A 26,484-nucleotide genomic window follows, 5' to 3' on the forward strand; every position below is an offset into this window, starting at 1 on the left:
GGGGCACAGGGGAGCAGGGGAGATGGGGGGAAATAACTAATGACAACTGACCACTAACAACTGACCACTGACAACTGACAACTGACAACTGACAACTGACCACTGACCACTGACAAAACAACAACTTTACCAAGAAAATGTCAAAATTAAATGAGTTTTGTAACCGCCACTTTACATAGTGGGGAATTGAGATAACTAAATTGAAATTTATGGGCAAGCAGCGTGTTCTTTCTGGAATTCAACCAACGGGCGATTATCATCTAGGCAACTATTTAGGAGCGATTCGCAACTGGGTAGAAGGTCAAAACGAATACGAAAATTACCTTTTCGTGGCTGATTTACACGCAATTACAGTACCACACGAGCCAAAACAGTTGGCATCTGATACTTACACTCTCGTTGCTCTTTACTTAGCTTGTGGTCTGGATTTAACTCACTCTACTATATTTGTACAATCCCACGTATCTGCCCACAGTGAACTTACCTGGTTGCTCAATTGCATCACTCCTTTAAACTGGTTGCAAGACATGATCCAGTTCAAGGAAAAGGCTGTCAAACAAGGAGAAAATGTCAGTGTCGGCTTGTTGGACTACCCTGTGTTGATGACATCTGATATTTTACTTTATCAAGCAGATAAAGTACCAGTAGGTGAAGACCAAAAGCAACATTTAGAATTAACACGAGATATTGCAGCTCGCTTTAATCATTTATTTGCTAAAGACCAGCCTGTACTAAAATTACCAGACCCCCTAATCCGCAAGGAAGGAGCCAGGGTAATGAGTTTGGCTGATGGTACACGCAAAATGTCCAAGTCTGATCCTTCTGAGTTAAGCCGCATCAATTTGCTAGATACACCGGAGCAAATTCAATATAAAATTAAACGCTGTAAAACTGATCCGATTCGTGGTCTGACTTTCGATGACCCTGAGCGTCCAGAGTGTAACAATTTATTAACACTATATACGCTGCTGTCTGGAAAGACCAAAGAAGAGGTAGCAGTTGAGTGTCAAGATATGGGTTGGGGACAATTCAAACCATTGTTGACAGAAACGACAATTAATGCACTCAAGCCAATACAAGAAAAATATCAGGCAATCACAGATGATAAAACATATATAGAATCTGTGTTGCGTGATGGCAGGGAAAAAGCCCAAGCGATCGCAAACCAAACCCTATCACAAGTCAAAGCGGCTTTAGGTTATCTTGCCCCTGTCTAAGGATTCTCTTTTAGGTGTGGTTCGTTATACCCTGTAAGAGACCCAACATATTAATGTTATGGACAATAACCATAGCCATACCTACTTGAATTGCTTTCGTAGGGCCGCCCTGGCGGGTGAATTTTTGATTACCGCCGAGGTCGCACCACCAAAAGGCGGTAATCCAGAACACATGCTTGAAATGGCGGCGACCCTTAAGGGGAGGGTTCATGCCGTCAATATTACCGATGGTAGCCGAGCAGTGTTACGGATGTCTTCTTTAGTAGCGTCTGCTATTTTACTACAAAATGGCATAGAGCCAATTTGTCAAGTTGCTTGCCGCGATCGCAACCGCATTGGTTTACAAGCTGATTTGATGGGCGCTCATGCTTTGGGTATTCGTAATATTTTAGCTTTGACTGGCGACCCAGTGAAAGCAGGCGATCATCCAGATGCCAAAGGCGTTTTTGATTTGGAAGCTGTGCGATTGTTGCAACTTATTCGCAAAATGAATCAGGGTTTTGATTGCAACGATAAACCGTTAACCGATGGGGCGCTGGATTTATTTCCTGGTGCAGCAGTAGATCCGCAATGTGCCAGTTGGTCAGGTTTGCAAAGTCGATTTGAACGCAAAATTGAAGCTGGGGCACAGTTTTTTCAAAGTCAGTTAATTACTGATTTTGAGCGGCTAGAAAAGTTCATGGATAAAATTGCTGCTGGTTATAATAAACCAGTTTTGGCAGGAATTTTTCTGTTGAAATCGGCAAAAAATGCTCAATTTATTAATAAGTGCGTTCCTGGTGTAAATATACCCCAGCACATTATTGATAGATTGGCAAAAGCCAAAAACCCCCTTGAGGAAGGAATGAAAATTGCAGCCGAACAAGTACAAATTGCCCGGCAATTATGTCATGGTGTCCACATGATGGCGGTGAAGCGCGAAGATTTGATTGCGCCAATTTTAAATTTAGCCGGGGTTGCACCGGTTGATTTGGTGTTAGCGAAGTAAATTTCGTAGGGTGCGTTATGGACTATCGTCCATAACGCACCGCAAATCTCTGGCGGTGCGTTAACTGTAGGAACTTCCGCCTTCATGTTTGGGTATTACGCGCAGGCTGTAAGAACTTCCGTCTTCCCTGTAGTAACTTCCGCCTTCACATTTCCGTGTTTCGCGCAGGCTGTAGCAGCTTCCGTCTTCCCTGTAAGAACTTCCGTCTTCACGTTTAAGTGTTTCGCGCAGGCTGTAAGAACTTCCGCCTTCCCTGTAAGAACTTCCGCCTTCACATTTCCGTGTTTCGCGCAGGCTGTAGCAGCTTCCGCCTTCCCTGTAGCAGCTTCCGCCTTCACGTTTGAGTGTTTCGCGCAGGCTGTAATACCATTTCCAAAAATGTTTGCAACAAATGAATCGGCTTTTAGGGGCGTACAGCTGTACGCCCTTACTCCTGCTTTGACGTTTTTGGGCAAAATAAAAGCCCGACTTGTCTAAAAAGTCGGGCTTGTAGTTTTAAAGTTATGAAACTGAAATCTGACGGATTAAAATACTCATCACTTCATCAGAATCGCCAATTGGTTGTAGTGGACTCCAATCTCCAACGTTTGCATAGCCAATCATCTGCAAAAAGTGAATTGTGCTGGTGACAGCTTTGGGAGAACCAATTAATAGATGTTTGATTCGTTCTCTGTTGGGTGATGACTTCTGAGAAGATGGCTTGATTTTGGCTGCATCCAAGTCTTCGCTGTTGAAGTTTTGTTGAAATTCTGCTTGAGGCAAGTTTTGCTCGTCTGAGAAATTTTTTTCTTGTGCCATGATATTAGTTAACTCCTAATGAAGGGGTTGAAAGAAAAGCGGTCGTAATCTCTTGGCGGAGGGGCGATCGCTTTTCTTATGTCTTTAATTTAAGGTATAATTTTATACTTGTCAATAGCTTTTTGCAAAATTTTTGCAAGAAGTTTTCCTGTCCAAGTTGCACTGTTGGGCGGGTGGGGATTGGGGACTGGTATCGAGTTGCATTTAAAGGCGGGATGAGGGAGATGAGGGGGATGAGGGGGATGTTACTTCTGACTTTTCACGGTAAGTCTTAAAACCCTTGTCGATGCTGGGTGTAGGGGGTAGGGTGTAGGGTGTAGGGTGTAGGGGAAATCATGAAAGTTTTACCACACCCCACACCCAGAAGCCAACCATATCAGGGGTTTGCGCTTAACTTAGTGGTATTCGGCTTGTGTTATGTATTTCTCGGTTAAAAGGAATCTGAGTAAAGTACTTTGTGTCTTGGTGTCTCTGTGGTTTAATATTTTTAACCACAAAAGCACAGAGAAAAGAATTAATATTTACTCAAGTAAATTAAAAAACATAAATTTTTACTAGTGAATTCTGAAGCTGTAGCCAATTTGTAGCGCAAGCGATCGCAGAAATTTTGCAAGAGTGCGATCACTCTAGGGCGAAGTGTGTATGATTGTTTTTACCTAGCTTTGGCTATTACGCAACAATGCCAGATGGTGACAGCAAACGCAAAATTTTACAACACGCTGCAAAGTAGTAGTTATGCAAATAATCTTGTATGGGTGGAGAATATCTAGCGATCGCTCCTCCACCCTATCCATTGCTAAACTAAAAAACAACCCTTACCCAATGCAAAGGTAGCCTTATGACCTCTGCAACCAATCCAAGTACTGACCTCACTCCTTTCCCAGACCATACGCAGCTACCGGAGTCTGACGGTACTTTCGTGAAAAACTTCCAAGAACATCCTCAAAGCATTTTAATAACAGACTCAATTAAACCAGTGTTGCAAAAACGCCATCCTGATGGGCAATATTGTATTGGTCAAGATAGCGGTATCTATTGGCGCATGACTGACCCGCCAGAACGAGGTGCAGCAGCACCAGACTGGTTCTATGTACCAAATGTACCACCCTTGCTCTATGGGCAAACGCGACGTTCTTATGTTTTATGGCAAGAGTTTATAGCCCCATTGATTGTATTAGAATTTGCCTCTGGAGATGGTAGTGAGGAACGAGACAAAACCCCTTGGACGGGTAAATTTTGGATTTATGAGCAGGTGATTCATCCAGCTTTTTATGGCATTTATGAAGTGACTAAAGCCAGTGTGGAAGTTTATCACCTTATTGAAGGACAATATCAACTCTTAACAGCAAATGAACGCGGACATTATCCAATAACCCCTTTAGAAGTTGAGTTAGGCATTTGGCAGGGACAATATCAAAATATAGAATTACCTTGGCTGCGTTGGTGGGATTTGCAAGGTAATTTGTTGTTGACTGGTGAAGAAAGAGCCGATCGCTTGATTGCACAATTGCGATCGCTCGGCGTTGAACCAGAAGCCTAAATTTTTGGCTGATTGGTATGAGAAAAACTCCCGTTGATTTGTACCGTATGGGAAACGTGACTTCTTCAAGAATAGATAATATTCGTTCCAAAGACATTGAAACTTACTCTGAAGATGGCGAGATTTGGGTTGTTGCAGGTTCAGGGGGAATTTCAACCTTTGCAGTTCAGGGGGGTGGAAAAAATTGGTGGAAGTTGGATAGAGGAACTGATATTCCCAACGAACTCCGCTTGGTGAATGATTACGGCAACCACTGGCTGTGGGAACCAAGCTACACTATGCGGATGGAAGACTATAAAACTGCTCTGCGGATAGTTGGTGAGGGATTTTACAAAGTCAATTAAGGGAGTTATTGAACGTGAATTTTTCTCCTAAAGCAATTAGATTTATTGTTGAGGCACTAGAATACAGGATTTCAGCTTATCAAACGCAATTAGAAACAGAAAATTTAAATGAAGATGAAGTTTCAGATATCACAAATGACATGATGTTTCTAGAATCGTTGTCACAAGAATTAAAAAAGGCACTCTCAACAATTGCGCCACCCGTTTTTTAATGTGGTGGATGAGTGAAAGAGCGAATAATCGCGCTTGGCGTTGAACCAGAAGCTTAATATTTTGGAATGGGGTTACAAGTGCGATCGCTTCTAACCCGTACAACAGCTATAAATTGGAACGTAATATAACGTGAGTTCGACGAATTTAAAAGCTTAAAAAGCTTGATTTTTCGTTCTTTACCACAGATGTTAAAAGCCCCTCTCCGCGTCGGAGAGGGGTTGGGGAGAGGTTCATCGAACTCACGTTGAGTTAGCTATGCAGAAAAAGTGCAATCAGGTATGAGTAACAATCGAACAGCCAATGCAAAAAGCGCCCCCCCTAATGGGAGAGCGCTTTTTGCTTTACTTGACGTGGCTAGAAGAATTAACCGTTAATCGCAGGAGCAGTTAGTGCAACAGGAGCAACATCACCAGCAGCCAAGTCTAAGGGGAAGTTGTGAGCATTGCGCTCGTGCATTACTTCCATACCCAAGTTAGCGCGGTTGATAATATCAGCCCAGGTGTTAATCACACGACCTTGGGAATCAATCACAGACTGGTTGAAGTTGAAACCGTTCAAGTTGAACGCCATTGTGCTGACACCCAACGCGGTGAACCAGATTCCGATTACAGGCCAAGCTGCTAGGAAGAAGTGCAAGCTACGGCTGTTGTTGAAGGAAGCGTATTGGAAGATTAGACGACCGAAGTAACCGTGAGCAGCTACGATGTTGTAGGTTTCTTCTTCTTGACCGAATTTGTATCCGTAGTTTTGTGATTCGTTTTCGGTGGTTTCACGAACTAAGGAAGAAGTTACTAGAGAACCGTGCATTGCACTGAACAAGCTTCCACCGAATACACCAGCCACTCCTAACATGTGGAAGGGGTGCATCAGGATGTTGTGTTCTGCTTGGAAGACGATCATGAAGTTGAAGGTTCCGGAGATACCCAAGGGCATACCATCAGAGAAGGAACCTTGTCCAATTGGGTAAATCAAGAAGACTGCGGTTGCTGCTGCTACTGGTGCAGAGAATGCTAGGCAAATCCAAGGACGCATTCCCAAGCGGTAGGAGAGTTCCCATTCACGACCTAGGTAGCAGAATACGCCGGTCAAGAAGTGGAAGATTACTAGTTGGTAAGGGCCACCGTTGTACAACCACTCATCTAAGGATGCTGCTTCCCAAATTGGGTAGAAGTGTAAGCCGATGGCGTTGGAAGAAGGAACAACTGCTCCGGAGATGATGTTGTTTCCATACAGTAGGGAACCTGCTACTGGTTCGCGGATACCGTCGATGTCTACTGGAGGTGCGGCGATGAAGGCGATGATGAAGCAGGTGGTTGCAGCTAGCAGGGTGGGGATCATTAGTACGCCGAACCAACCGATGTATAGGCGGTTGTTGGTGCTGGTGATCCAGTTGCAGAACTGCTCCCATACGTTGGCGCTACTGCGCTGTTGTAAGGTTGCTGTCATGGTTTTATAAGTGCGTTTGTGTTGTATGTATCAGGCGCTTTTGTTTTTGCCTGTGATAGTAATTTACACTGCTTTACAAAAGTTAATCAAGTGTTTTAAGTTTTGTTATGGTAATCGCAATTATTAGCTTTGCTTATTTCAGATGTAATGGCTCTGGCTTTGTGACTGGCATTGCTTGGGGAATGATGAGCGCGATCGCTTGCTAAACTAAAGAACAACCCTTACAAAGAGTGCAAAGGTAGCCTTATGACCTCTGCAACCAACCCAGCCACTGACCTGACTCCTTTCCCCGACCATACCCAACTGCCAGAATCTAATGGAACCTTTGTGAAAAACTGGCAAGAGCATCCTCAAAGCATCTTACTGACTGACTCGATTACACCCGTCCTCAAGCAGTTAAATCCCGATGGTCAATATTGTATTGGTCAGGACTTGGGTATTTATTGGCGTTTGACCGATCCTCCTGAAAAAGGAGCAGAAGCACCGGATTGGTTTTATGTAGCGAATGTACCACCTTTGCTTGATGGACAAACCCGACGCTCTTATGTGTTTTGGCGAGAGTATATCGCCCCATTGATTGTATTAGAATTTGTTTCTGGGGATGGTAGCGAAGAAAAAGACAAAACTCCTTGGAAAGGCAAATTTTGGATTTATGAGCAAGTGATTCGTCCTCCCTTCTACGGTATTTATGAAGTTAAGAAAGCAACTGTAGAAGTATATGAATTTATTGGAGGACAATATCAGTTATTAGCAGCAAATGAGCGCGGGCATTATCCTATCGCACCTATGGGAGTTGAGCTAGGCATTTGGCAGGGAGAATATCAAAATGTAGAATTACCCTGGTTGCGCTGGTGGGATTTGCAAGGTAATTTATTGTTGACTGGCAATGAAAGAGCCGAACAAGAACGCCAACGGGCTGAACAGGAAAGCCAACGGGCTGAACAAGAACGCCAACGGGCTGAACAAGAACGCCAACGGGCTGAACGTTTGGCTGCTCAGTTGCGCTCTTTAGGTATTGACCCTGACGTATAAATCTGTCTTTTAGTCAATATCTAACTAAATAAAAAAATATCCCAATGTAATACGAATTTTCTAAAACAAGATAGCTGACTGTTAACAGTTAACAGTCAGCTACAAACAGTCATCAATTTAACTATTTATTCACATCCAGCAACCGCGAAGTTGTGAACCGTTCCATCCACTTTTCTAAATAAACTCGATTCGCCTGTTGTTCTGATGGTTCTTGTGTATCCGCAGGATATGGCATTAGTCCTAAAATCGCTGCTGTTGTCACACAAAACATCGATTTTTGGAAAGTGATACAAATTTGTATCCGCAAATCATCTTCACCCCGCAAACTGCGACGATAAACTTCGTGCAAATACTCTGGAAGATAATGACGCATATCTTGCATTAGCAAGGTGGGAGGAATACCAGCGCCGCCAATGGGTAAAGGATCGGCATACAGTGCGCCATATTGAAATCGAGCTTGATCTGGGGAAATTTGATATGCTTGGGCGTTGTATGAAACTGTGCCGTGGAAAGGAGTTCCCCGGAAAAATACTGCTTCTACATAAGGTACTGCTGTATCTGCTAGGAAGGTTAAACCAATATTTTTGGGAATGATGTCATAGACTTGGCCGCGAATTTTCACAGCATAGGTAATTGGCTTTAATGCATCCGCTACTAACCCAGCTTTGATATGGTCTACAACTTGAGGAATTGATTTGATTTCGCCTCGATCATAGCGGTCTGATAAACTGAGGAATATGTCAGCCATGACCCGCCAAAATTGACCCAAACCACTGTAGTAAGCAGATACTCGCAACTGTTCGGTTAAGAAGTCTGGAAATAGTTGATTAAGTCCCAAGACGAGCGGATTTGCCTTAAATTTTGCTTTAATAACTGCTTGCGCTCTTTCTTGAAATTCTTTTGTATCTAAATAACTATCCAGCCCTCCACCACCATGCCAAAGCATAGCTTTCATGCAATACTCGGCGTATTCAAAATTAATTCGGTCGTGCCACCAATGCTTCAGTAATTTTTGGAAAGAAATTTTCCCATCAAAGTATTTAAAAAATGGGAAAAATACTAAAAACTGATTTTCAGCAATGTAAATGAGATTTTTTGAGTAAGCATCTAAAACTACACCATAGCTTTTGAGAATTCCCACTACTTCCAGTACGTTTTGTGGGCTATCTGGTAGTAATGCTCCTCCGTTTAGCAGGCGTTCAATATATTCATTTAAAGGGTTATAATTGGGCTTTTGTCTAACAGTTACCATTGCCAGTTCTCCAAAAGTAGGGATTGGGTATTGGGGATTGGGGATTGGGGATTGGGGATTGGGGATTGGGAAAATTCTTACCCAGTCCCCAGTCCCTAGTCCCTAGTCACTTTTGCCTTGTCTAAAGCCACTGTTGCTACTACGTGTTGCACGCTCGACATTGCTGTGATAGTGGGTTCAGTCCAGCGTATTAACCAATTGGGTTGGATGCCGAAGATTACAATCAGCACAGCTAGGATCACAGATGGAAGGCGATCGCTCCAATACACGCGGGGTAAGTTGGTTACTTGTGCAGATAAACGCCCAAAATAGGCGCGATTCATCAAAATTAAGAAGTAAACCGCTGTTAAACCTGTACCAATCATGCATAACAAGGTTTCCACTGGAAAAACTGGGAAACTACCTCGAAAAACAATGAATTCGGAAATAAAGCCCACCATTCCCGGTATACCAGCGCTAGCCATGACTCCCAGAACCATCAAGCTACCAATTACGGGCATACCTCGTTCTGGGTTGAGCAGCCCTTGAAGAACTTCTAAATCTCGGCTGCCAGCTTTTTTATACACAACCCCTACCAACAGAAACAGCAGTGCGGAAATCAAGCCGTGGCTAATCATTTGCAGGACAGCACCCAATACGCTTAAAGGTGTAGCTGCCGCCGCTGCTAACAGCACATAGCCCATGTGTCCAATGGAACTGTATGCCACCATTTTTTTCATGTCAGTTTGGGCGATCGCGCAGGATGCACCATACAGTACACTAACCACAGCCCAAATTGCTAACCAAGGAGTCACATAACTCCAAGCTTCTGGCAACAAGTTCATGCCAAACCGCAGTAAGCCGTAAGTTCCCAACTTCAACAGCACGCCAGCCAACAGTACAGAAATTGGTGTGGAGGCTTCAACGTGAGCATCTGGTAACCAAGTATGGAAGGGTACCAAAGGCATCTTGATACCAAAACCTACTAAAATCCCTGCTAGCAGTAAAAGTTGTGTCGCCAAAGGTAAAGTTGTGGCGTTCAAGTTTGCTAGTGCAAAGTTGGAACCGCCACTCAGCCAAACCATGCCCAGGAAACTTGCTAGAATTAGGATTCCAGAGACGGCAGTGTAAATTAGGAATTTTGTAGCGGCATAACCGCGTCTTGCGCCACCCCAAATGGCAATCAATAAATACAGAGGAATCAGTTCTAGTTCATAAAACAGGAAAAATAGCAGTAAATCCTGTGCTAAAAAAGCTCCTGTCACGCCAGCACTTAACAGCAGTATCAAAGAGTAATAAAATTTAGGACGCTGGAGAGATTCATCGCTGCTGTAGATGGCAATGCCTGTTAACAGTCCATTCAAAACTAGCAAGGGCAAGGATAAACCATCTACCCCTAAGTTATAGTTTAAGCCCAAGGCATCAATCCAAGATAAGGACTCAGCAAACTGTTGACTAGCTTGTGTGGGATTGAACTGAATTGCGATGACAACCGACCACAAGAATGTGATGCTGGCAAAGACTAAAGCTAATGTACGGGCAAATTTCCCACTGATGCTAGAAGGCCAAAAACCGATTAAAGCTGCACCGAATAACGGTACTAAAATCAAAGCACTAAGCATAGACAGAATCAGGTAAGGAGCAAGGGAGCGGGGGAGCGGGGGTGCTTTCGGTGCAGGGGAGTGGGGAAAGATGAGGGAGAAATAACTCTTAACTCCTAACTCCTAACTCCCTTTCCCCACTGTTAAAAAGGCAAATAATTCAGTAGACCTAATGACCAACTAATGAAGAAACCTAGCACGCTGATGACGGCTAGGATGGTCAATAAATATCCTTGGGATTGACCGGAAATACTGTACTTTAAACCTTGTCCACCGAGAATTGTCGCAAACCCAACCAAGTTGACCACACCATCGACTAAATAGCGATCGCTCCAAGCAGATATCCTAGATAGAAACGCTACTGCATTCACCACGGTCAAACGATAAATGCGGTCAATGTAAAAATCGTAACCCAGCAAGTCTTGTAGAAATCTCCAAGCCAGGATTCTGGATCTTGACCAAGCTTTGTGCAAATAAATTGTAGAGCCTGTAACTAATCCAGTTAAAGTAGAAGCGAGCAATGCGAAAACTACGTACCAATTCACACTGTTCCAATCGGGTAACAAATACCATTGCTGTAGCATCAAAGGTACTAGTAAAGTTAGTACAGTCAAGATCACCATTGGCAATGCCATCTGCCAACTAACTTCTGGGGCGCGGCGGGTCTTTTGTTGTGGCGCACCCCAAAAGATTAATCTGAATACTCTGGTTAAGTTCAATGCTGTTAAGCCATTGACTAATACTAAAACGCCAATCACCCAAGGGCTAATATCTACCAAACCGTCAGCCCATGACAGCATCGCCCAGAAGCTTCCTAATGGTAGCAGTGTCACCATCCCGGCTGAACCAACAACAAAGGCGGTGGTGGTGGCTGGCATTCGCGACCACAAACCGCCCATTTCTGTGAGGTCTTGTGTACTAGTAGTATAAATTACTGAACCAGAACTCATGAATAATAATGCTTTAGCGATCGCATGGGTTAACAGTAACATCAAGGCTACACCGCCTTGCTGTAAACCCACTGCCAAAAATACTAATCCCATGTATGCGCTGGTGGAATGAGATAGCGATCGCTTAATGTCAATCTGAGCTATGGATACTAATGTTGCACCAATCGCTGTCACTGTACCCATGATGACTAAGGCATTCAACGCCACTGGCGATAGTGCTAATACTGGTTGCAATTTATATAGTACATAAGCACCACCCGCAACTACCAGTGAGTTTCGCAGTACTGAAGCCGGGTTAGGCCCTTCCATGGCTTCATCTAACCACAGGTGTAGAGGGAATTGGGCACATTTACCCGCAGGCCCAGCAATCAATGCTAACCCTAATAATGTCGATGTGACTGGGCTTAATTCAGCCGTTTGTGCCCACTCATATAAATCAGAAAAGTTTAAACTGCCTGCCATAGTGGAAAGTGTCACCACACCCATTAGCAGTAATAAGTCTCCTACCCGCTTGGTTAAAAAGGCATCACGCGCGGCTGTCACTACTAGCGGTTGAGCATACCAGAATCCCACCAGCAAGTAAGTGGAAAGGGTCAGAACTTCCAAAACGGCATAGCTGAGAAACAAGGAGTCACTGATTGCTAAACCAGTTAGCGCCGCTTCAAAAAATCCGAACAGCGCAAAAAAACGGGCCAACGACCAGTCCTTTTCCATGTAACCTAGGGCATAAATTTGTGCTAGCAGACTTAAACCTGTAATTAAAACTGTTGCTCCAATACTAACTGGCGAGAGTTCCAAGCTAATGGATAAGTCTAAATCAGCAGCTTTAAACCAGGTAAGCACCAAATTTACCGGTTCTATATTCCATATATCTTTAAATACAAACAGACTATGGACAAAAGCTAAGAAAGTTGTCAACAAGTTGACGTATGCGGCGGGTCTTGGGCCTGTACGCCGAATTATTCCTATTCCCCACGGCAAGGTTAAAAGTGCGCCTATCAAGCTATAAAAAGGCACGCACCAACTTGTTAAAAATAGAAATTGATTCATTTAGTTTTTCCTTGACGACTCAGTGAGAGATTTTTTTCACAGCCTTTAAAACAATTTTGATTAAAAAATCAACCTTCTTAGAATCTAGGTCTTTTTAAATATTTTTTCACTAAAAGTTGAATAAGCATTTTTACTTGAGCTTATCTATTAATCTTTAATTCAATATAACGTTACATAGACAAGAGCATTTACTCTACTTACATTAAGTATGTAAGTAAATTTATATTTCTGCTTGGTAGTAGAGAAGTTTATACAATATATTTAATAAACTTATGTGTTTTTCACCTAGTCTTTGTTCAGAGAACAAGATTGAAGAAACATAGAGACAGCAAGATATGCAGCCTAAGTTTCTTTCTTGACAGACAGAATTAGCTTTGGCTATGAATATTGATTTGTAAATGTAATAAAAAAATTATAAAGCATAAGTGACTGCTCTAGGAATCAGTGAACTTTAATAGAGCAGAACCCTGGTATAAACTTTTGTTAAGTTTTTTAAAAGTATTTTATCATAAACTATTATAGTAATTTATATTGCCAGGAACGCCAAGCTTTCCTATGCTTAGTTTGGAAGTGTTTTTGTAGCTCAAGATGAGCCTACCCGTCAAAATTTTCAAACAACAGTACTGATTGGATTAATTTTTTAGGAGTTCTGCGATGCCAATTGCAGTTGGAATGATTGAAACTAAGGGCTTTCCGGCAGTTGTAGAAGCTGCTGACGCGATGGTGAAAGCTGCGCGTGTAACTTTGGTAGGATATGAAAAAATTGGTAGTGCGCGGGTGACCGTAATTGTCCGAGGAGATGTGTCTGAGGTGCAAGCTTCAGTTGCAGCAGGGATTGAAGCTGCCAGAAGAGTCAATGGAGGTGAAGTGGTATCCACTCACATCATTGCTCGCCCACACGAAAACCTGGAGTACGTCTTGCCGATTCGTTACACCGAAGCTGTGGAGCAGTTCCGCACCTAAAAGCTGAATTAAACAAAGTAATTAACGGGTTGCCAACTTGAAGCTATCACTTTCATCCAAGTCTAGAAACATCAATTTAAGGGTTAGAACTAATGTCAATCGCAGTGGGAATGGTAGAAACGCTAGGCTTTCCAGCGGTAGTGGAAGCGGCTGATGCGATGGTAAAAGCTGCTCGTGTCACCTTGGTAGGCTACGAAAAAATCGGTAGTGGTCGGGTTACAGTGATTGTGCGGGGGGACGTTTCCGAAGTGCAAGCTTCTGTGGCAGCAGGAGTGGAATCAGTTAAGCGAGTAAATGGCGGACAAGTGCTGTCTACTCACATTATTGCTCGTCCTCATGAAAACTTGGAATATGTCCTCCCAATTCGTTATACAGAAGATGTAGAGCAGTTCCGGGAAAACGTGAATGCAATTCGTCCCTTCGGCGGTAGAAGACCATAATTTGTAATGCAAATTGCCAAAGTTCGTGGCACAGTAGTTAGCACGCAAAAAGAGCCAAGCCTTAGAGGCGTGAAACTACTTTTGTTGCAATTAGTAGATGAAGAAGGAAATTTCCTGCCAAAATACGAGGTAGCAGCAGATAGTGTAGGTGCAGGAGTAGATGAGTGGGTACTTGTCAGTCGTGGCAGTGCAGCTCGTCAGATTCTTGGCAATGAACAACGTCCGTTAGATGCAGCGGTGGTGGCGATCATTGATACCATTCATTTGGAAGATCGCCTGATTTACAGCAAAAAAGACCAGTATAGATAGTCAGTGGTCAGTAGTCAGTAGTCAGTGGCAAGACAACTGACCCTTACGGGTGACGCTCGCAAGCTCGCTACCGCTTCGCTAACGGCAGTTGCTTCAAGTCGGCAAAGCCGCCCAACGCACTGCCTCACAACTAACAACTGACAACTAACAATTGACCCTTATGGGTTCGGCAGTTACTCCACTTGGGGAAACCCCTCTTGGCCGTACTGCCTCACAAGTGACGATAGAGGAGGAATCTCGCAATGGCAGTCCGCAGCACGGCGGCACCCCCAACCCCGTGGTCGAGGAATTTGGCTGAGCCAAAAATCCATGAAAGCACATTTGTACATTCGTTTTCCAATATCATTGGGGACGTGCGGATAGGTGCAAATGTAATCGTAGCTCCGGGGACTTCGATTAGAGCGGATGAAGGCACACCTTTTTATATAGGTGAAAACACCAATATTCAAGATGGTGTAGTAATTCATGGGTTGGAGCAAGGCCGAGTAATTGGCGATGATGGCGATAATTATTCGGTATGGATCGGCGAAAATGCTTCCATTACTCATATGGCCCTGATTCATGGGCCAGCATATGTAGGGGATAATTCCTTCATTGGTTTTCGCTCCACAGTGTTTAATGCCAGGGTGGGTGCAGGTTGCATCGTGATGATGCACGCTTTGATTCAAGATGTAGAAATTCCCCCAGGTAAGTATGTGCCTTCGGGAGCGATAATTACAAGCCAACAGCAAGCCGATCGCTTGCCAGATGTGCAAGAGCAAGACGAGCAATTTGCCCATCATGTGGTTGGGATTAATCAGGCGCTACGAGCGGGTTACCGCTGTGCTGCGGATAGCAAATGTATTGCACCCATTCGAGATGAGAATGCTAAATCATATACAAGTAGTAATGGTGTTACTGTTTTAGAGCTGGAAAGGAGTAGTGAAGTGTCGAGCAATAGCTTGGGTGCAGAAACCGTAGAACAGGTGCGCTATCTGTTAGAGCAAGGGTATAAAATTGGTACGGAACACGTAGACAATAGACGGTTCCGTACAGGTTCGTGGACAAGTTGTAAGCCACTGGAAGCCAGATCGGTAGGGGAAGCGATCGCAGCTTTAGAAAGTTGTCTAAGAGACCACGACGGCGAGTATGTCCGTTTGTTTGGTATTGACCCCAATGGTAGACGGCGCGTGTTAGAAACCATTATCCAACGTCCAGATGGTGCAGTGAATGGAACTGCCAGCTTTAAAGCGCCAGCTAATCATGTTAATAGCAGCTACAACCACAGTAGCAATGGTAACGGCTCAGGCAATGGCAAAATTAATAGTGAAACCGTAGAGCAAATCCGCCAATTGTTGGCAGGCGGTTACAAAATTGGCACAGAACACGTAGATGAGCGTCGCTTCCGTACTGGTTCTTGGCAAAGTTGTGCGCCAATTAACTCTAATTCCACCAATGATGTAATTGCAGCCTTAGAAGACTGTATCAGTAATCATCAAGGCGAATATGTACGTTTAATTGGCATTGACCCCAAAGCCAAACGCCGGGTATTGGAAAGCATTATTCAAAGACCCAATGGTCAAGTAGCTCCATCTGGTAGCCAAAAATCATCATATAGTAGTCCTGCTAATAGCTCTAGTGCGCCCTCGGCAAAAGCTACCAGTACTCGCTTGAGTTCTGAAGTAGTAGACCAAGTGCGGCAATTACTGGCTGGTGGACATAAAATTAGTATTGAACACGTAGACCAACGACGCTTCCGTACAGGTTCTTGGACTAGTACTGGCCAAATTCAGGCTAACTCAGAAAGGGAAGCGATCGCAGCTGTGGAAGCATACCTTGGGGAATACGAAGGAGAATATGTACGATTGATTGGTATTGACCCCAAAGCCAAGCGTCGAGTTTTGGAAACAATTATCCAACGTCCATGAAGAGTTGAGAGTTAGGAGTTATGAGTTAGGAGTTATGAGTTAGGAGTTAAGTGTTAGGAATAAACTCTGAATTAAAACTCCTCAGTTCTAACTCCTCAGTTTTAACTCCTAACTCCTCAGTTTTAACTCCTAACTACTCACTCCTCACTCCTAACTCTCTAAATTTCTTCCGGCTTCCGAGGTTAAAATTTCATGTCTGTGCCGCCACTGCGCCTACTCAACAGCTTTGAACCTTACATTAGTGGCGATGTGACTATTGATCCGAGTGCGGTACTGGCACCAGGGGTGATACTCCAAGCGGCTGCAAACAGCAAAATAATCATTGGCCCAGGCGTCTGTATTGGTATGGGGTCAATTCTCCAGGTGACTGAAGGAACCCTAGAAGTAGCAGCAGGAGCCAACTTGGGAGCCGGCTTTTTGATGGTTGGCAAAGGTAAAATTGGTGAAAACGCTTGTATTGGTTCAGCAACAACACTTTTCAATTGTTCGGTTGAACCTGGAGTAGTAGTTCCAGCTGGCTCAATTTTGGGTGACACCAGTCGGCAGATTTATCAGCAAAAACAACTGGAACCATCCAAGAATGATGCTGCTACAACTTCCCAAAAGCAGAGTCAACAAGACAAGGTGATTTCCTCCACTAGTCTCTCAGCATCGGCTTTTTTGGAATTTAAACACCAATCTGTCTCCCCTGCTGAATCTTCGCCAACAGCACAAAGCCAATCTGCTGTGCAGGAAAACACCAACGGAACTAATTCTAACTTGGAGTCAGCCACAGAGGAGTCTACACAATCAAGTCCGCCTACCACAGAATCATCCAATAATAGTTTTGGCACTCAAATTTATGGACAAGGAAGCATACAGAGACTGTTAGGTACATTATTTCCCCATAGGCAAGCCTTAAATCAGCCAATCTCTGACGATCAGTCTGAGTAAGTGTTAATTGTAAGTTGTGATCTGATGTATGAAGTGTGAAGTATGAAATATGAAATTAACCCTACAGTTCTATGCGGGCGCTTTAAATTTTCATATTTTTTCATCCTTCAGCCTTTATCCTTCATCCTTTCTGTGAGTAACTTGGGAAAATTCACATGCAAACTCAGTCATCGCGTCGTCAAGACGACCTCAGAGACACTGCCTTGGGTTTAGTATCCACTGCTAGCTTTCCAGCCATAGTTGGTACAGCAGATATGATGCTGAAATCGGCAGGGGTTCACCTAGTTGGCTATGAAAAAATTGGTAGTGGCCATTGTACTGCAATTGTCCGGGGTGGCATTGCTGATGTTCGTCTGGCTGTAGAATCTGGTGTGCAAACTGCTGAACAGTTTGGTCAATTAATTTCTAGCTTGGTGATTCCTCGACCTTATCCTAACCTGGATATCGTGCTACCAATTACTAACCGCCTCAGTAAATATATGGAGGAAGGTAGTTATAGCCGTTTGAGTAACTTAGCAATTGGTTTAGTGGAAACACGAGGTTTCCCGGCGATGGTAGGAGCTTGTGATGCCATGCTCAAAGCTGCTGACGTGCAATTATCAGCTTATGAAAAAATAGGTGCAGGTTTGTGTACAGCCATTATTCGCGGCTCGGTGGCAAATGTCGCAGTAGCAGTAGAAGCGGGGATGTACGAGGCAGAACGGATTGGAGAATTGAACGCGGTGATGGTCATTCCTCGACCACTAGATGAATTAGAACAAACCTTGCCTGTAGCAAGTTGCTGGATAGAAGAACGTCAACCGTTAAAGTTCCCGATGAATGCTAAGGAACAAGTTGCCGAATTAGAGGTTATGAGGTTGCCAGATTTAGCCAAGCTACCTGCAAAAGTTACAGAAGAAGTATGGAATGATGAATGATGAGTCATGAATCATGAGTGAGAAATTGTCAGCAATCTTCATTCAGTATTCAGTCTTCAACATTCATCTTTAGCTGGAAGGCATCTTACGCTTTGCTTGTTGTTCTGATGATAACTGGTCAACTCCATAAATAAAAGTACTTTATTTGAATAGCGGTCATAGAGTATTGTCTATATAAAAGCTCATAACTTTGTATGAGCAACACAGTATCATTTGCAAGTGTTCAGTGATACTAGTTTTATATGTGTTGAATCGCTATTAGAGGAGAATCACCCTTGAACCAAGCGACGCTACACCAGTTGAAGGTGTTTGAGGCGGCGGCACGGCACGGTAGCTTTACTCGTGCTGCTGAGGAATTGTTTCTTACCCAACCCACTGTCTCCATGCAGATCAAGCAACTCACGAAATCAGTAGGGTTGCCATTATTTGAGCAGGTGGGTAAGCGTCTATATCTAACAGAAGCGGGACGGGAATTATTTGCCACTTGCCGACAGCTTTTTGATACTATAGCCCAGTTTGAAATGAAAGTAGCAGATTTAAAGGGGCTAAAACAGGGTCAATTACGTTTGGCAGTGATTACAACAGCAAAATATTTTGTACCGCGTTTGTTAGGGCCGTTTTGTCAACTTTACCCAGGCATTGAGATTTCGCTGCAAGTCACGAACCACGAAGGCATTTTAGAAAGGATGGTGAATAATCTCGATGACTTGTATGTGATGAGTCAAATTCCAGAACATTTAGATGTGAATTACCAGGCTTTATTAGACAATCCCTTGGTAGTATTTGCACCAGTAAATCATCCCTTAGCAAAAGAGAAAAATATCCCCTTAGAACGTCTGTGTAGTGAACCTTTTATTATGCGGGAACCAGGTTCAGGAACTCGCCGGGCTATTCAAGGCCTTCTAGACGAAAAAGGGCTAAAAGTCAAGGTCAAATTGGAATTGGGTAGTAACGAGGCGATTAAACAAGCGATCGCTGGCGGTCTTGGAATCTCTGTTTTATCTCGCCATACCTTACTGACAGATACAGCAGAGTTCAGCATTCTAGACGTACAAAACTTTCCCATAAAACGCACTTGGTACATGGTACACCCAGCTGGCAAACAGTTATCTATCGTTGCTCGTACCTATTATGAGTATTTACTGGAGGCAGCAAAGCAGTTTGTGCAGCCAACAAATTTTTCTACCTACACTACAGCTGAGTCGAATCAACTGAACGCTGAAGTATGAAGTTGCTTCACGCTACTTGGGGGAGGAAGTTAGAATCATCGCCTCTCCCACCTGCTTAAAATCCAGGTAAAAATGCCTGTTTTGAGTAGCAAATGAGTAGTGTGAGGCTGATTAGCGTTATTTATCCTGACTCAAAAGCAAATGAGCATAGCTGGCAAGAAATCATTACACTGAGAGTAAGTTGCCATGCTGGGATTGACAGTCCTATAGAAACGATGACTCAAGAAACTACAAGAATATGTATCCTTGGTGGAGGCTTTGGTGGTCTCTACACAGCTTTGCGCTTAAGCCAATTACCTTGGGAGTCTACGCAAAAACCCGAAATTGTGCTGGTAGATCAAAGCGATCGCTTTTTATTTTCCCCCTTACTCTACGAATTACTCACCAGAGAATTGCAAACCTGGGAAATTGCCCCACCCTTTGAAGAACTTTTACAAAACACAGGTGTACGTTTTTACCAAGCAGTCGTGTCTGGAATCGACACTGAGCAGCAATGGGTACATCTACAAGATGGGCCAGAAATCCACTATGACCGATTAGTGCTTGCTTTAGGTGGAGAAACACCACTAGACTTAGTTCCTGGCGCTACATCCTACGCTTTTCCCTTCCGCACCATCACTGATGCCTATCGTTTAGAAGAACGCCTGCGAGTGCTAGAAGAATCGAAACTAGAAAAAATTCGCGTGGCAATTGTTGGCGCTGGCTACAGCGGTGTGGAATTAGCTTGTAAACTAGCAGACAGACTAGGAGAAAGAGGACGTTTTCGCCTAATTGAAATCAGTGACGAGATTTTGCGAACTTCTCCAGAGTTTAACCGTGAAGCAGCAAAGAAAGCTTTAGAAGCACGCAATGTATTTCTGGATTTAGAAACCAAAGTCGAAGCGATCGCACAAGACAGCATATCTCTAGAATATAAAAATCAGGTAGACTCGATTCCCGTAGATATAGTAATTTGGACTGTAGGAACGCGAGTTGCTCCCGTAGTCAAAACACTTCCTTTCAAGCAAAATCAGCGTGGTCAAATCAGCACTACATCCACACTACAAGTCCTTGACCATCCAGAAATCTTTGCCTTGGGAGATTTAGCAGAGTGTTATGATGCTGAAGGGCAGCAAGTCCCTGCTACTGCACAAGCAGCCTTTCAACAAGCTGATTATACAGCCTGGAACATCTGGGCAAGTTTAACTAATCGTCCCTTACTTCCCTTCCGCTATCAACAGTTAGGGGAAATGATGGCACTAGGGAAAGATAACGCCACCTTGACTGGCTTAGGAATTAAACTAGATGGGACTTTAGCATACGTCGCCCGTCGTCTTGCCTATCTATATCGGATGCCAACTTTAGATCATCAGCTGAAAGTTGGTTTTAATTGGCTCGTCCGTCCTATTATAGAAACACTTTCTCAGTAGAACATTTAGAAGACAACTATTACGCTCAAGCAAATTTAGTAAGCATAAATACTCGTATTAGATGACTGTTGACCGTTGACCGTTGACTGTTAACAGTCAACTCTAATTAATATGCAATTTTCTTGGTATAACACCAATTCTCTAAAACAAAGTGACAAATTCCAACCAGAAACCCTCATTAAATTTAACTTTCTTAATTACGAATTACGAATTACGAATTACGAATTTTGGACTTAAGCACTTGCTATTATGGAACGACCAAAAGTTATTTTTTTAGATGCAGTAGGCACACTCTTCGGTGTCAAAGGTAGTGTGGGCGAAGTTTATAGTCAGATAGCCCAGGAATTTGAGGTTACAGTTTCAGCCGAAACATTAAATAGAACATTTATCCAAAGCTTTAAAGCAGCACCGCCACCTATTTTTCCAGATGCCGAACCACAAGATATTCCCCAACTAGAGTTTGAATGGTGGCGGACAATTGCCTTAAACACCTTTGAAAGTGCAGGTGTGATCAAGCAATTTTCTGACTTTTCTGCTTTTTTTAGCGAACTCTACATTCATTTTGGTACTGCCGAACCGTGGTTTGTGTATCCCGATGTTTTGTCATCTCTAATCAGCTGGCAACGATTGGGAATTGAACTAGGAATACTGTCCAATTTCGATTCCCGAATTTACCCAGTATTACAAAGTTTGGGACTGAGCAATTATTTCCAATCTGTAACCATTTCTACACAAGCATGTGCAGCGAAACCCGATGCTAAAATTTTTGCCATTGCTTTAGAAAAACATAACTGTCTACCAGAGGCAGCATGGCACATTGGTGACAGTATCATAGAAGACTATCAAGGAGCTAAAGCAGCAGGATTGAGAGGCATTTGGATTAATCGTCAATAGTTTGGGCATTGGGCATGGGGCATTATTAGCTATTACTAACTTGCAAAACTTGCACTTCTTGTTGTGGGGAAATTAATGTTGTACCTATTGGTAGAACGGCTAAGGCATTGGTTTGAGCTAAGTTAATTAAATTGCCAGAACTATGACTACCGCCAGCTTTGTGAAATTCATAAACTCCATCAACTAAATGTAAGCGACCCCAAATATAAGTTTCACGCTTGCCATCCGATCGCAATTCATCATGCGATCGCACTTTCAAAAATGCTGGTTCCCAACCTTCAGCAAGTCCCGACAATTTCCTAATTGCTGGTTGCACAAATCGCCAAAAAGTTACTAAAACAGCAGCAGGATTTCCTGGTAAACCGAAATATAATGTTGGCTGTTGTACGGGCGTAAAGCTTTGCACCCCTACTATCTGGGGGGGAAATGTGGCAACAGTGAGAGGTTTACCGGGCCGCATTTCCACAGTACGAATGTGAATTTTTGCTTTTAATGACTCTAGAATTTGATCAACATAATCATAATCTCCTACTGAAACTCCACCAGAAGAAATAACTATATCGGCGTTATTTATGGCATAGTTCATAGTTTCTTGAAGTGCAACCGGATCATCTTTGACAATACCTAACAATAGCGGTTCTGCCCCACTTTCTCTTACTAAAGTAGCTAAGGCATATTGATTAGAATCAACAATTTGTCCTGGTTGCAATGGTTTTTCAAGAGTTACCAATTCATCCCCAGTAGAAAAAATTGCCACACGCGGACGACGGTAAACATTTAATCGGGGACATTGTGCTGCTGCTAAGACAGCAATTTCTTGAGCTTTTAACTGAATTCCTGCTGGTAATAGTTGTGTATCCGCTTGGTAGAAAGAGGCTTTTTGTCTAACAAATTCTTGCGACTTTGTTGGCGCAGCTAGAATCAAAACGTGGTTTGCCTCCTGGCGTGTTCTCTCCTGCATAATTACAGTATCTGCACCAGTTGGCATCACTGCACCTGTGAAAATTCGGGCGGCTTGTCCTGGCTGAATTGTAGACTTTGGTTGATATCCTGCTGGAATTTCTTCCACTATTTCTAAAATAGCTGGCTGTTCAGCATTAGAGTCTTGTACATCCTTGTAACGTACTGCATAGCCATCCATTGCCGAATTGTCCCAATGGGGAAAATCTAGCGGACTGGTGACAGGCGTTGCCAAAATGCGATGATCTGCTGCCAACAAATCTACAATTTCTGTGTCCCGTTGAGAATTTAACGGTTGCACTAAATTTAAAATGATTGCTTCTGCATCGCTAACTGACACCATAATGAGCGACTCCAAACAAATAAAGTTACTCATGGCAAGTATACAGAATACAAGAAGCAACAACTTCTTTTATTTCGGTTCGCGTGTCAGTTGTCAGTTGTTAGTTGTCAGTTGTTTTTTAAGTCTGGTCTAATACTCTATCCCCTTGTGGGTGGTTTTTAGATATCTTTGCCACTGACCACTAATATCAAGTTCGGATAAATAGTTATAATTCCCACTGTCATTGCATCCCACCCCTAACCCCTCCCCGTGAACAAGGAGGGTAAACTTTGACTTGCGTCAAAGGCGGGGTGGGGTTCTTCGCTTTTTATAAGTAATTAAGCGAACTTGATATAACCACTAACCACTAACCACTGACCACTGACAAAAACTCTATCCACACAGGGGTAGAGTTTTTTATTTGAGTAATCTGAGTCCACTGAGAGTAACTAATACTGTAGAACCTTCATGACCAATTACACCGATAGGTAAGTTGATATTGCCTAAAAAGTTACCAATCAACAGCAAGATAATAAACCCTAAAGCTATAGCGATATTCTGTTTAACTATACTTTGCGATCGCCTGCCCAATTTAATCGCGGTGGCAATTTTCTCTAATCTGTCTGCCATCAATACAATATCTGCGGTTTCCAATGCTACATCACTACCCGCCCCACCCATGGCAATACCTACGGAAGCTTGAGCCAAAGCGGGTGCATCATTGATGCCATCGCCCACCATTGCTACTATTTTATACTGCTTCTGCAAACTACGGATGACATCTAACTTATCTTCAGGTAAAAGTTCTGCATACACGCAATTAATTCCCACTGCTTGAGCAACACAAGCAGCAGTGCGCTGATTATCACCCGTAATCATCACAATTTCTTCAACTCCCAACTTTCGCAAACGGGTAATAGTTGCTACTGCTTCGGTGCGTACCATATCTGCAATAGCGATCGCCCCCATCACCTCATAATCTTCCCCGCTTTCTCGCGCTACCCAAACAACAGTTTTCCCCTCATGTTCCCAGGCTTTCGCCAAGCTGTACAATGCCTCTGGTAACTGGGCAACATATTGCTGGATAAAAGTTGCTTTCCCTACAACTAGGTTTTGATTATTTAAAATACCAATAATTCCCTGTCCGGGTATGGCTTGCACCTCAACTCCCCGCACCCAATTTAAATCATTAGCTGCCTGTACAATGGCCTTACCAATGGGATGTTCGGAACAAGATTCTAAAGCAGCCGCAGCTTTTAATACATCTCCTTGCGAGTATTCACTACTAGAAATTACCTGAGAAACTTGTACTTGTCCTGTTGTCAGGGTACCAGTTTTATCAAAAGCGATCGCCCGGACTTTACCAATTTTCTCCAATTGCGCCCCATTTTTAAACAAAATCCCTTGTCTTGCACCATTGGCAATTCCTGACAGCAGTGTGGGCATAATTGCTGCCATCAAGGCACATGGAGAAGCTACCACCAAAAAGGTAAGGGCGCGATAAATTGTAGTTTCCCAGTCCCAACCCCAAATAAATGGCGGCAAAGTTGCCAGTAATACGCCAGCTATGACAATTACCCGTGCATATCCGCGTTCAAATCGCTCAATAAACTGTTGAGAAGGCGGTTCTTCTGTTTGTGCTTGTTCTACCAAGCGAATCACACGCTGAATCAAACTACTTTCTGCTGGTTTGTGTACTTGAAGTTTCAGCGCACCATAACCATTGAGTGTACCAGCAAATACTTCAGCGCCTACTGTCTTCTCAACAGGTAAAGATTCACCTGTAATTGCAGCTTCATTCAAAGTACTGTAACCAGACACAATTATGCCATCAGTAGGAATTAATTCTCCTGGTTTCACAACTATCTCATCTCCTACCTTTAGTTGGGAAATAGGAACTACCTCTTCTTTTCCTTGATGTAAAACCGTTGCCGTATCTGGTGTTAGACTCATCAAACTGCGGATACTCCGTTCAGTTCGCCGCATAGCGTAGCCTTCCAACGCCCCACTAATCGCAAAGATGAGTATTAAAATTGCCCCATCAATAATTAAGTGATATTCCCTGCGCCATAAACCCAAGCTAGCAGCACCAACAGCTGCCACAATCATCAGCAAATCTACATCTAGTTCCTTTTCTTTAATTAAAGTAGTCAGTCCTTCACGCGCACTTTCGTAGCCACCAATCACATAAGCAGCAGGTAACAGCAATAATGCCCATCCCAAAGCGCCAAAATGCAAAGCGAACCATCCCAAGAATAACAGCAAGCCACAGAGTAGGGCTGCTAAGGTATCTGCATGTTCTTTGGTGAATTGGTTAAAACGCTGTGGGTAGAGCATGAGAGTTGAATTAATAAGGACTCTCTTAAGCTAAACCTTGACATTAATGTTAATGTCAAGGTTTAGAATTCAAAATGTGAAGGATAAGGGCGATCGCAAGACAATCTTATTTATTGATACCAGTGTTAAAGTTCAAAATATAAAATTTAAGAGATATCTGTAATAGTCGGAGTTATCTTGCTGTTAGAGACTAAAAACCAACCAAATTTCATTCTTTATGTCACCAAGATTGATGACAATCCCTACCATTTTAATAAGTTGTTCAAACTCAGAGACGAGATAGAGCAGTTACCCCAAGATTGTTTAAATATCAAGGTAGATTTTCACTACTGCGAATTTTTGGGACACTATGGCGTTGCTTTCTTAGGGGGGCTATTCCGTCTTATCGAAGCTCGTGGTGGCTCTCTCACTTTTGATTGGAATACACTTCCAGAGAAAGTTAGTATGAACTTGGCTCAAAATGGCTTCCTGTGTGATTTTGGTTGTGACAGGAAACCCTGGAACGGCAACTCCATACCTTATCGCAATGATCTTCAGCAGGATCTAAATGCTATTACAGACTACTTAAAATACAATTGGTTGGGCAAAGGTTGGGTTAACATCAGTCCGAGATTACAAGACGCAATTACAGGGCGAGTATTAGAGATATATTGCAATGCATTTGAGCATAGTCAATCTACAGTAGGGGTGTTTAGCTGTGGTCAGCACTACCCCAATATGGGAGTTCTGCATCTGACAGTCATCGACTTTGGTATGGGCATCCCAACAAGTGTTCGCTCTTTACCTCAAAATTTGGGCAAAACTGCTAATGAAGCTCTAGAGTGGGCATTCAAGCCTGGCAATAGTACTAAGCTTGGCAGTATCTCCCGTGGTGCAGGCTTAAATTTATTGCAAGAATTCATTATAAAAAATCATGGAAACCTTACAATTTTCAGTAATGACGGGTATGTAAATATAGGCGATAATATTATATATGAGAACAAGTGTACTAATTTTCGAGGAACCCTGATTAATATTGCACTGAAGTGCGATGAATCTTACTACTGCCTGGCTTCTGAAGTTGATCAGCCTAGGAAGCCTTTATTTTAAAGAGGGAGATAGAGGAATGGTATACAAAATTTTTAATATTGTGGGGGAATACGCTATCACCGCTGAAAGTGGGCAGAACGTATATGACCAGATTCATCCAGTACTGCTTGCTGGCAACTCTGTAGAATTAGACTTTACTGGAGTTAAAGTCTTTGCATCACTGTTTTTCAACTTTGCCATTGGTCAACTCCTGAAGGATATCCCAGCAGATAAGCTAAATCAACAGGTTGAATTCATCGGTATCAGTTCTGATGGGTGGAATGTTCTTGAGCGTGTAATTACCAATGCCAAGCACTACTACTCTGATGAGCGATTTCGTAATGCGGTTGATACAGTGATGGCAGAGCAGGCTGCAACTCTTTAGG

The 26,484-nt window shown here is 43.2% G+C and carries 25 protein-coding genes; 17 read left to right on the plus strand and 8 right to left on the minus strand.

The genetic code is table 11. The features are described 5' to 3' along the window. Positions 1–209: 209 nt before the first annotated feature. Together trpS and I8748_RS11170 are read left to right on the plus strand one after the other, a co-directional pair. On the plus strand, positions 210–1,217 hold the full coding sequence (gene trpS, locus I8748_RS11165) for a tryptophan--tRNA ligase (RefSeq protein WP_198124653.1): 1,008 nt from the start codon (positions 210–212) through the stop codon (positions 1,215–1,217). A 58-nt stretch (positions 1,218–1,275) separates the two neighbouring features. Then, positions 1,276–2,205, plus strand: coding sequence for a methylenetetrahydrofolate reductase (locus tag I8748_RS11170; RefSeq protein ID WP_198124654.1), 930 nt, complete (start codon positions 1,276–1,278; stop codon positions 2,203–2,205). Positions 2,206–2,300: 95 nt separating this feature from the next. Here I8748_RS11170 and I8748_RS34575 read toward each other — a convergent pair whose 3' ends face one another. Next, entirely contained in the window at positions 2,301–2,660 is a 360-nt protein-coding gene (locus I8748_RS34575; protein WP_225896382.1) for a hypothetical protein, read from the minus strand. A 46-nt stretch (positions 2,661–2,706) separates the two neighbouring features. Further along, positions 2,707–3,003, minus strand: coding sequence for a hypothetical protein (locus tag I8748_RS11175; RefSeq protein WP_198124655.1), 297 nt, complete (start codon positions 3,001–3,003; stop codon positions 2,707–2,709). An 838-nt stretch (positions 3,004–3,841) separates the two neighbouring features. On the opposite strand from I8748_RS11175, the gene I8748_RS11180 reads away from it, so the two are divergent. Genes I8748_RS11180 through I8748_RS11190 form a run of 3 tightly spaced genes read left to right on the plus strand, consistent with a single transcriptional unit; the run spans position 3,842 to position 5,099 of the window. Beyond that, complete coding sequence (locus I8748_RS11180) at positions 3,842–4,543, plus strand: Uma2 family endonuclease (protein WP_198124656.1); 702 nt, start codon at positions 3,842–3,844, stop codon at positions 4,541–4,543. A gap of 17 nt (positions 4,544–4,560) precedes the next feature. Further along, the gene (locus I8748_RS11185; RefSeq protein ID WP_198124657.1) at positions 4,561–4,887 is read left to right on the plus strand and encodes a Tse2 family ADP-ribosyltransferase toxin; all 327 of its coding nucleotides are present in this window, start codon (positions 4,561–4,563) and stop codon (positions 4,885–4,887) included. Between the two features lie 14 nt (positions 4,888–4,901). After that, positions 4,902–5,099, plus strand: coding sequence for a hypothetical protein (locus I8748_RS11190; RefSeq protein ID WP_198124658.1), 198 nt, complete (start codon positions 4,902–4,904; stop codon positions 5,097–5,099). 364 nt (positions 5,100–5,463) lie between these two features. Here the strand turns inward: I8748_RS11190 and psbA are convergent, their stop codons facing one another. After that, positions 5,464–6,546: a photosystem II q(b) protein gene (gene psbA, locus I8748_RS11195; RefSeq protein WP_198124659.1), complete on the minus strand. Its 1,083-nt coding sequence runs from the start codon at positions 6,544–6,546 to the stop codon at positions 5,464–5,466. Between the two features lie 246 nt (positions 6,547–6,792). Here psbA and I8748_RS11200 point away from each other — a divergent pair, with 246 nt between their 5' ends. Then, complete coding sequence (locus I8748_RS11200) at positions 6,793–7,578, plus strand: Uma2 family endonuclease (protein ID WP_198124660.1); 786 nt, start codon at positions 6,793–6,795, stop codon at positions 7,576–7,578. Between the two features lie 121 nt (positions 7,579–7,699). Here the strand turns inward: I8748_RS11200 and I8748_RS11205 are convergent, their stop codons facing one another. The 3 genes from I8748_RS11205 to I8748_RS11215 all read right to left on the minus strand — a co-directional run bounded on the left by I8748_RS11205 (position 7,700) and on the right by I8748_RS11215 (position 12,410). After that, entirely contained in the window at positions 7,700–8,830 is a 1,131-nt protein-coding gene (locus I8748_RS11205; protein WP_198124661.1) for a CO2 hydration protein, read from the minus strand. A 95-nt stretch (positions 8,831–8,925) separates the two neighbouring features. Further along, positions 8,926–10,431: an NADH-quinone oxidoreductase subunit M gene (locus I8748_RS11210; protein WP_198124662.1), complete on the minus strand. Its 1,506-nt coding sequence runs from the start codon at positions 10,429–10,431 to the stop codon at positions 8,926–8,928. A 122-nt stretch (positions 10,432–10,553) separates the two neighbouring features. After that, positions 10,554–12,410 carry an NAD(P)H-quinone oxidoreductase subunit F gene (locus tag I8748_RS11215; protein ID WP_198124663.1) on the minus strand — a complete coding sequence of 619 codons (1,857 nt, stop codon included), beginning with the start codon at positions 12,408–12,410 and terminating at the stop codon, positions 10,554–10,556. A gap of 654 nt (positions 12,411–13,064) precedes the next feature. Between I8748_RS11215 and I8748_RS11220 the strand changes: the two genes are divergently transcribed. The 9 genes from I8748_RS11220 to I8748_RS11260 all read left to right on the plus strand — a co-directional run bounded on the left by I8748_RS11220 (position 13,065) and on the right by I8748_RS11260 (position 21,411). Continuing rightward, the gene (locus tag I8748_RS11220; protein ID WP_010995042.1) at positions 13,065–13,373 is read left to right on the plus strand and encodes a carbon dioxide-concentrating mechanism protein CcmK; all 309 of its coding nucleotides are present in this window, start codon (positions 13,065–13,067) and stop codon (positions 13,371–13,373) included. A gap of 92 nt (positions 13,374–13,465) precedes the next feature. Next, entirely contained in the window at positions 13,466–13,813 is a 348-nt protein-coding gene (locus tag I8748_RS11225) for a carbon dioxide-concentrating mechanism protein CcmK (protein ID WP_015111750.1), read from the plus strand. 6 nt (positions 13,814–13,819) lie between these two features. Then, positions 13,820–14,122: a EutN/CcmL family microcompartment protein gene (locus I8748_RS11230; RefSeq protein WP_096551234.1), complete on the plus strand. Its 303-nt coding sequence runs from the start codon at positions 13,820–13,822 to the stop codon at positions 14,120–14,122. 242 nt (positions 14,123–14,364) lie between these two features. Further along, positions 14,365–16,029, plus strand: a complete 1,665-nt coding sequence (locus tag I8748_RS11235; RefSeq protein WP_198124664.1) for a ribulose bisphosphate carboxylase small subunit — start codon at positions 14,365–14,367, stop codon at positions 16,027–16,029. 192 nt (positions 16,030–16,221) lie between these two features. Continuing rightward, on the plus strand, positions 16,222–16,962 hold the full coding sequence (locus I8748_RS11240) for an LbetaH domain-containing protein (RefSeq protein ID WP_198124665.1): 741 nt from the start codon (positions 16,222–16,224) through the stop codon (positions 16,960–16,962). Positions 16,963–17,117: 155 nt separating this feature from the next. Further along, the gene (locus I8748_RS11245) at positions 17,118–17,879 is read left to right on the plus strand and encodes a BMC domain-containing protein (RefSeq protein ID WP_198124666.1); all 762 of its coding nucleotides are present in this window, start codon (positions 17,118–17,120) and stop codon (positions 17,877–17,879) included. A 275-nt stretch (positions 17,880–18,154) separates the two neighbouring features. Continuing rightward, positions 18,155–19,108 (plus strand): LysR family transcriptional regulator, encoded by a 954-nt coding sequence (locus tag I8748_RS11250; RefSeq protein WP_198124667.1) that lies wholly within the window; start codon positions 18,155–18,157, stop codon positions 19,106–19,108. 215 nt (positions 19,109–19,323) lie between these two features. Beyond that, positions 19,324–20,517 (plus strand): NAD(P)/FAD-dependent oxidoreductase, encoded by a 1,194-nt coding sequence (locus I8748_RS11255; RefSeq protein WP_198124761.1) that lies wholly within the window; start codon positions 19,324–19,326, stop codon positions 20,515–20,517. A 249-nt stretch (positions 20,518–20,766) separates the two neighbouring features. Next, positions 20,767–21,411 carry an HAD-IA family hydrolase gene (locus tag I8748_RS11260; protein ID WP_198124668.1) on the plus strand — a complete coding sequence of 215 codons (645 nt, stop codon included), beginning with the start codon at positions 20,767–20,769 and terminating at the stop codon, positions 21,409–21,411. A 25-nt stretch (positions 21,412–21,436) separates the two neighbouring features. Here I8748_RS11260 and I8748_RS11265 read toward each other — a convergent pair whose 3' ends face one another. Further along, positions 21,437–22,714: a molybdopterin molybdotransferase MoeA gene (locus tag I8748_RS11265; protein ID WP_198124669.1), complete on the minus strand. Its 1,278-nt coding sequence runs from the start codon at positions 22,712–22,714 to the stop codon at positions 21,437–21,439. Positions 22,715–23,110: 396 nt separating this feature from the next. Continuing rightward, positions 23,111–25,030: a heavy metal translocating P-type ATPase gene (locus I8748_RS11270; protein WP_198124670.1), complete on the minus strand. Its 1,920-nt coding sequence runs from the start codon at positions 25,028–25,030 to the stop codon at positions 23,111–23,113. Between the two features lie 177 nt (positions 25,031–25,207). Here I8748_RS11270 and I8748_RS11275 point away from each other — a divergent pair, with 177 nt between their 5' ends. Together I8748_RS11275 and I8748_RS11280 are read left to right on the plus strand one after the other, a co-directional pair. Beyond that, on the plus strand, positions 25,208–26,119 hold the full coding sequence (locus I8748_RS11275; protein WP_198124671.1) for a hypothetical protein: 912 nt from the start codon (positions 25,208–25,210) through the stop codon (positions 26,117–26,119). 16 nt (positions 26,120–26,135) lie between these two features. Next, positions 26,136–26,483: an STAS-like domain-containing protein gene (locus tag I8748_RS11280; RefSeq protein WP_198124672.1), complete on the plus strand. Its 348-nt coding sequence runs from the start codon at positions 26,136–26,138 to the stop codon at positions 26,481–26,483. Position 26,484 lies beyond the last annotated feature (1 nt).

It is taken from the genome of Amazonocrinis nigriterrae CENA67 (assembly GCF_016056305.1).
In the GTDB taxonomy this organism is placed as follows: Bacteria; Cyanobacteriota; Cyanobacteriia; order Cyanobacteriales; family Nostocaceae; genus Amazonocrinis; species Amazonocrinis nigriterrae.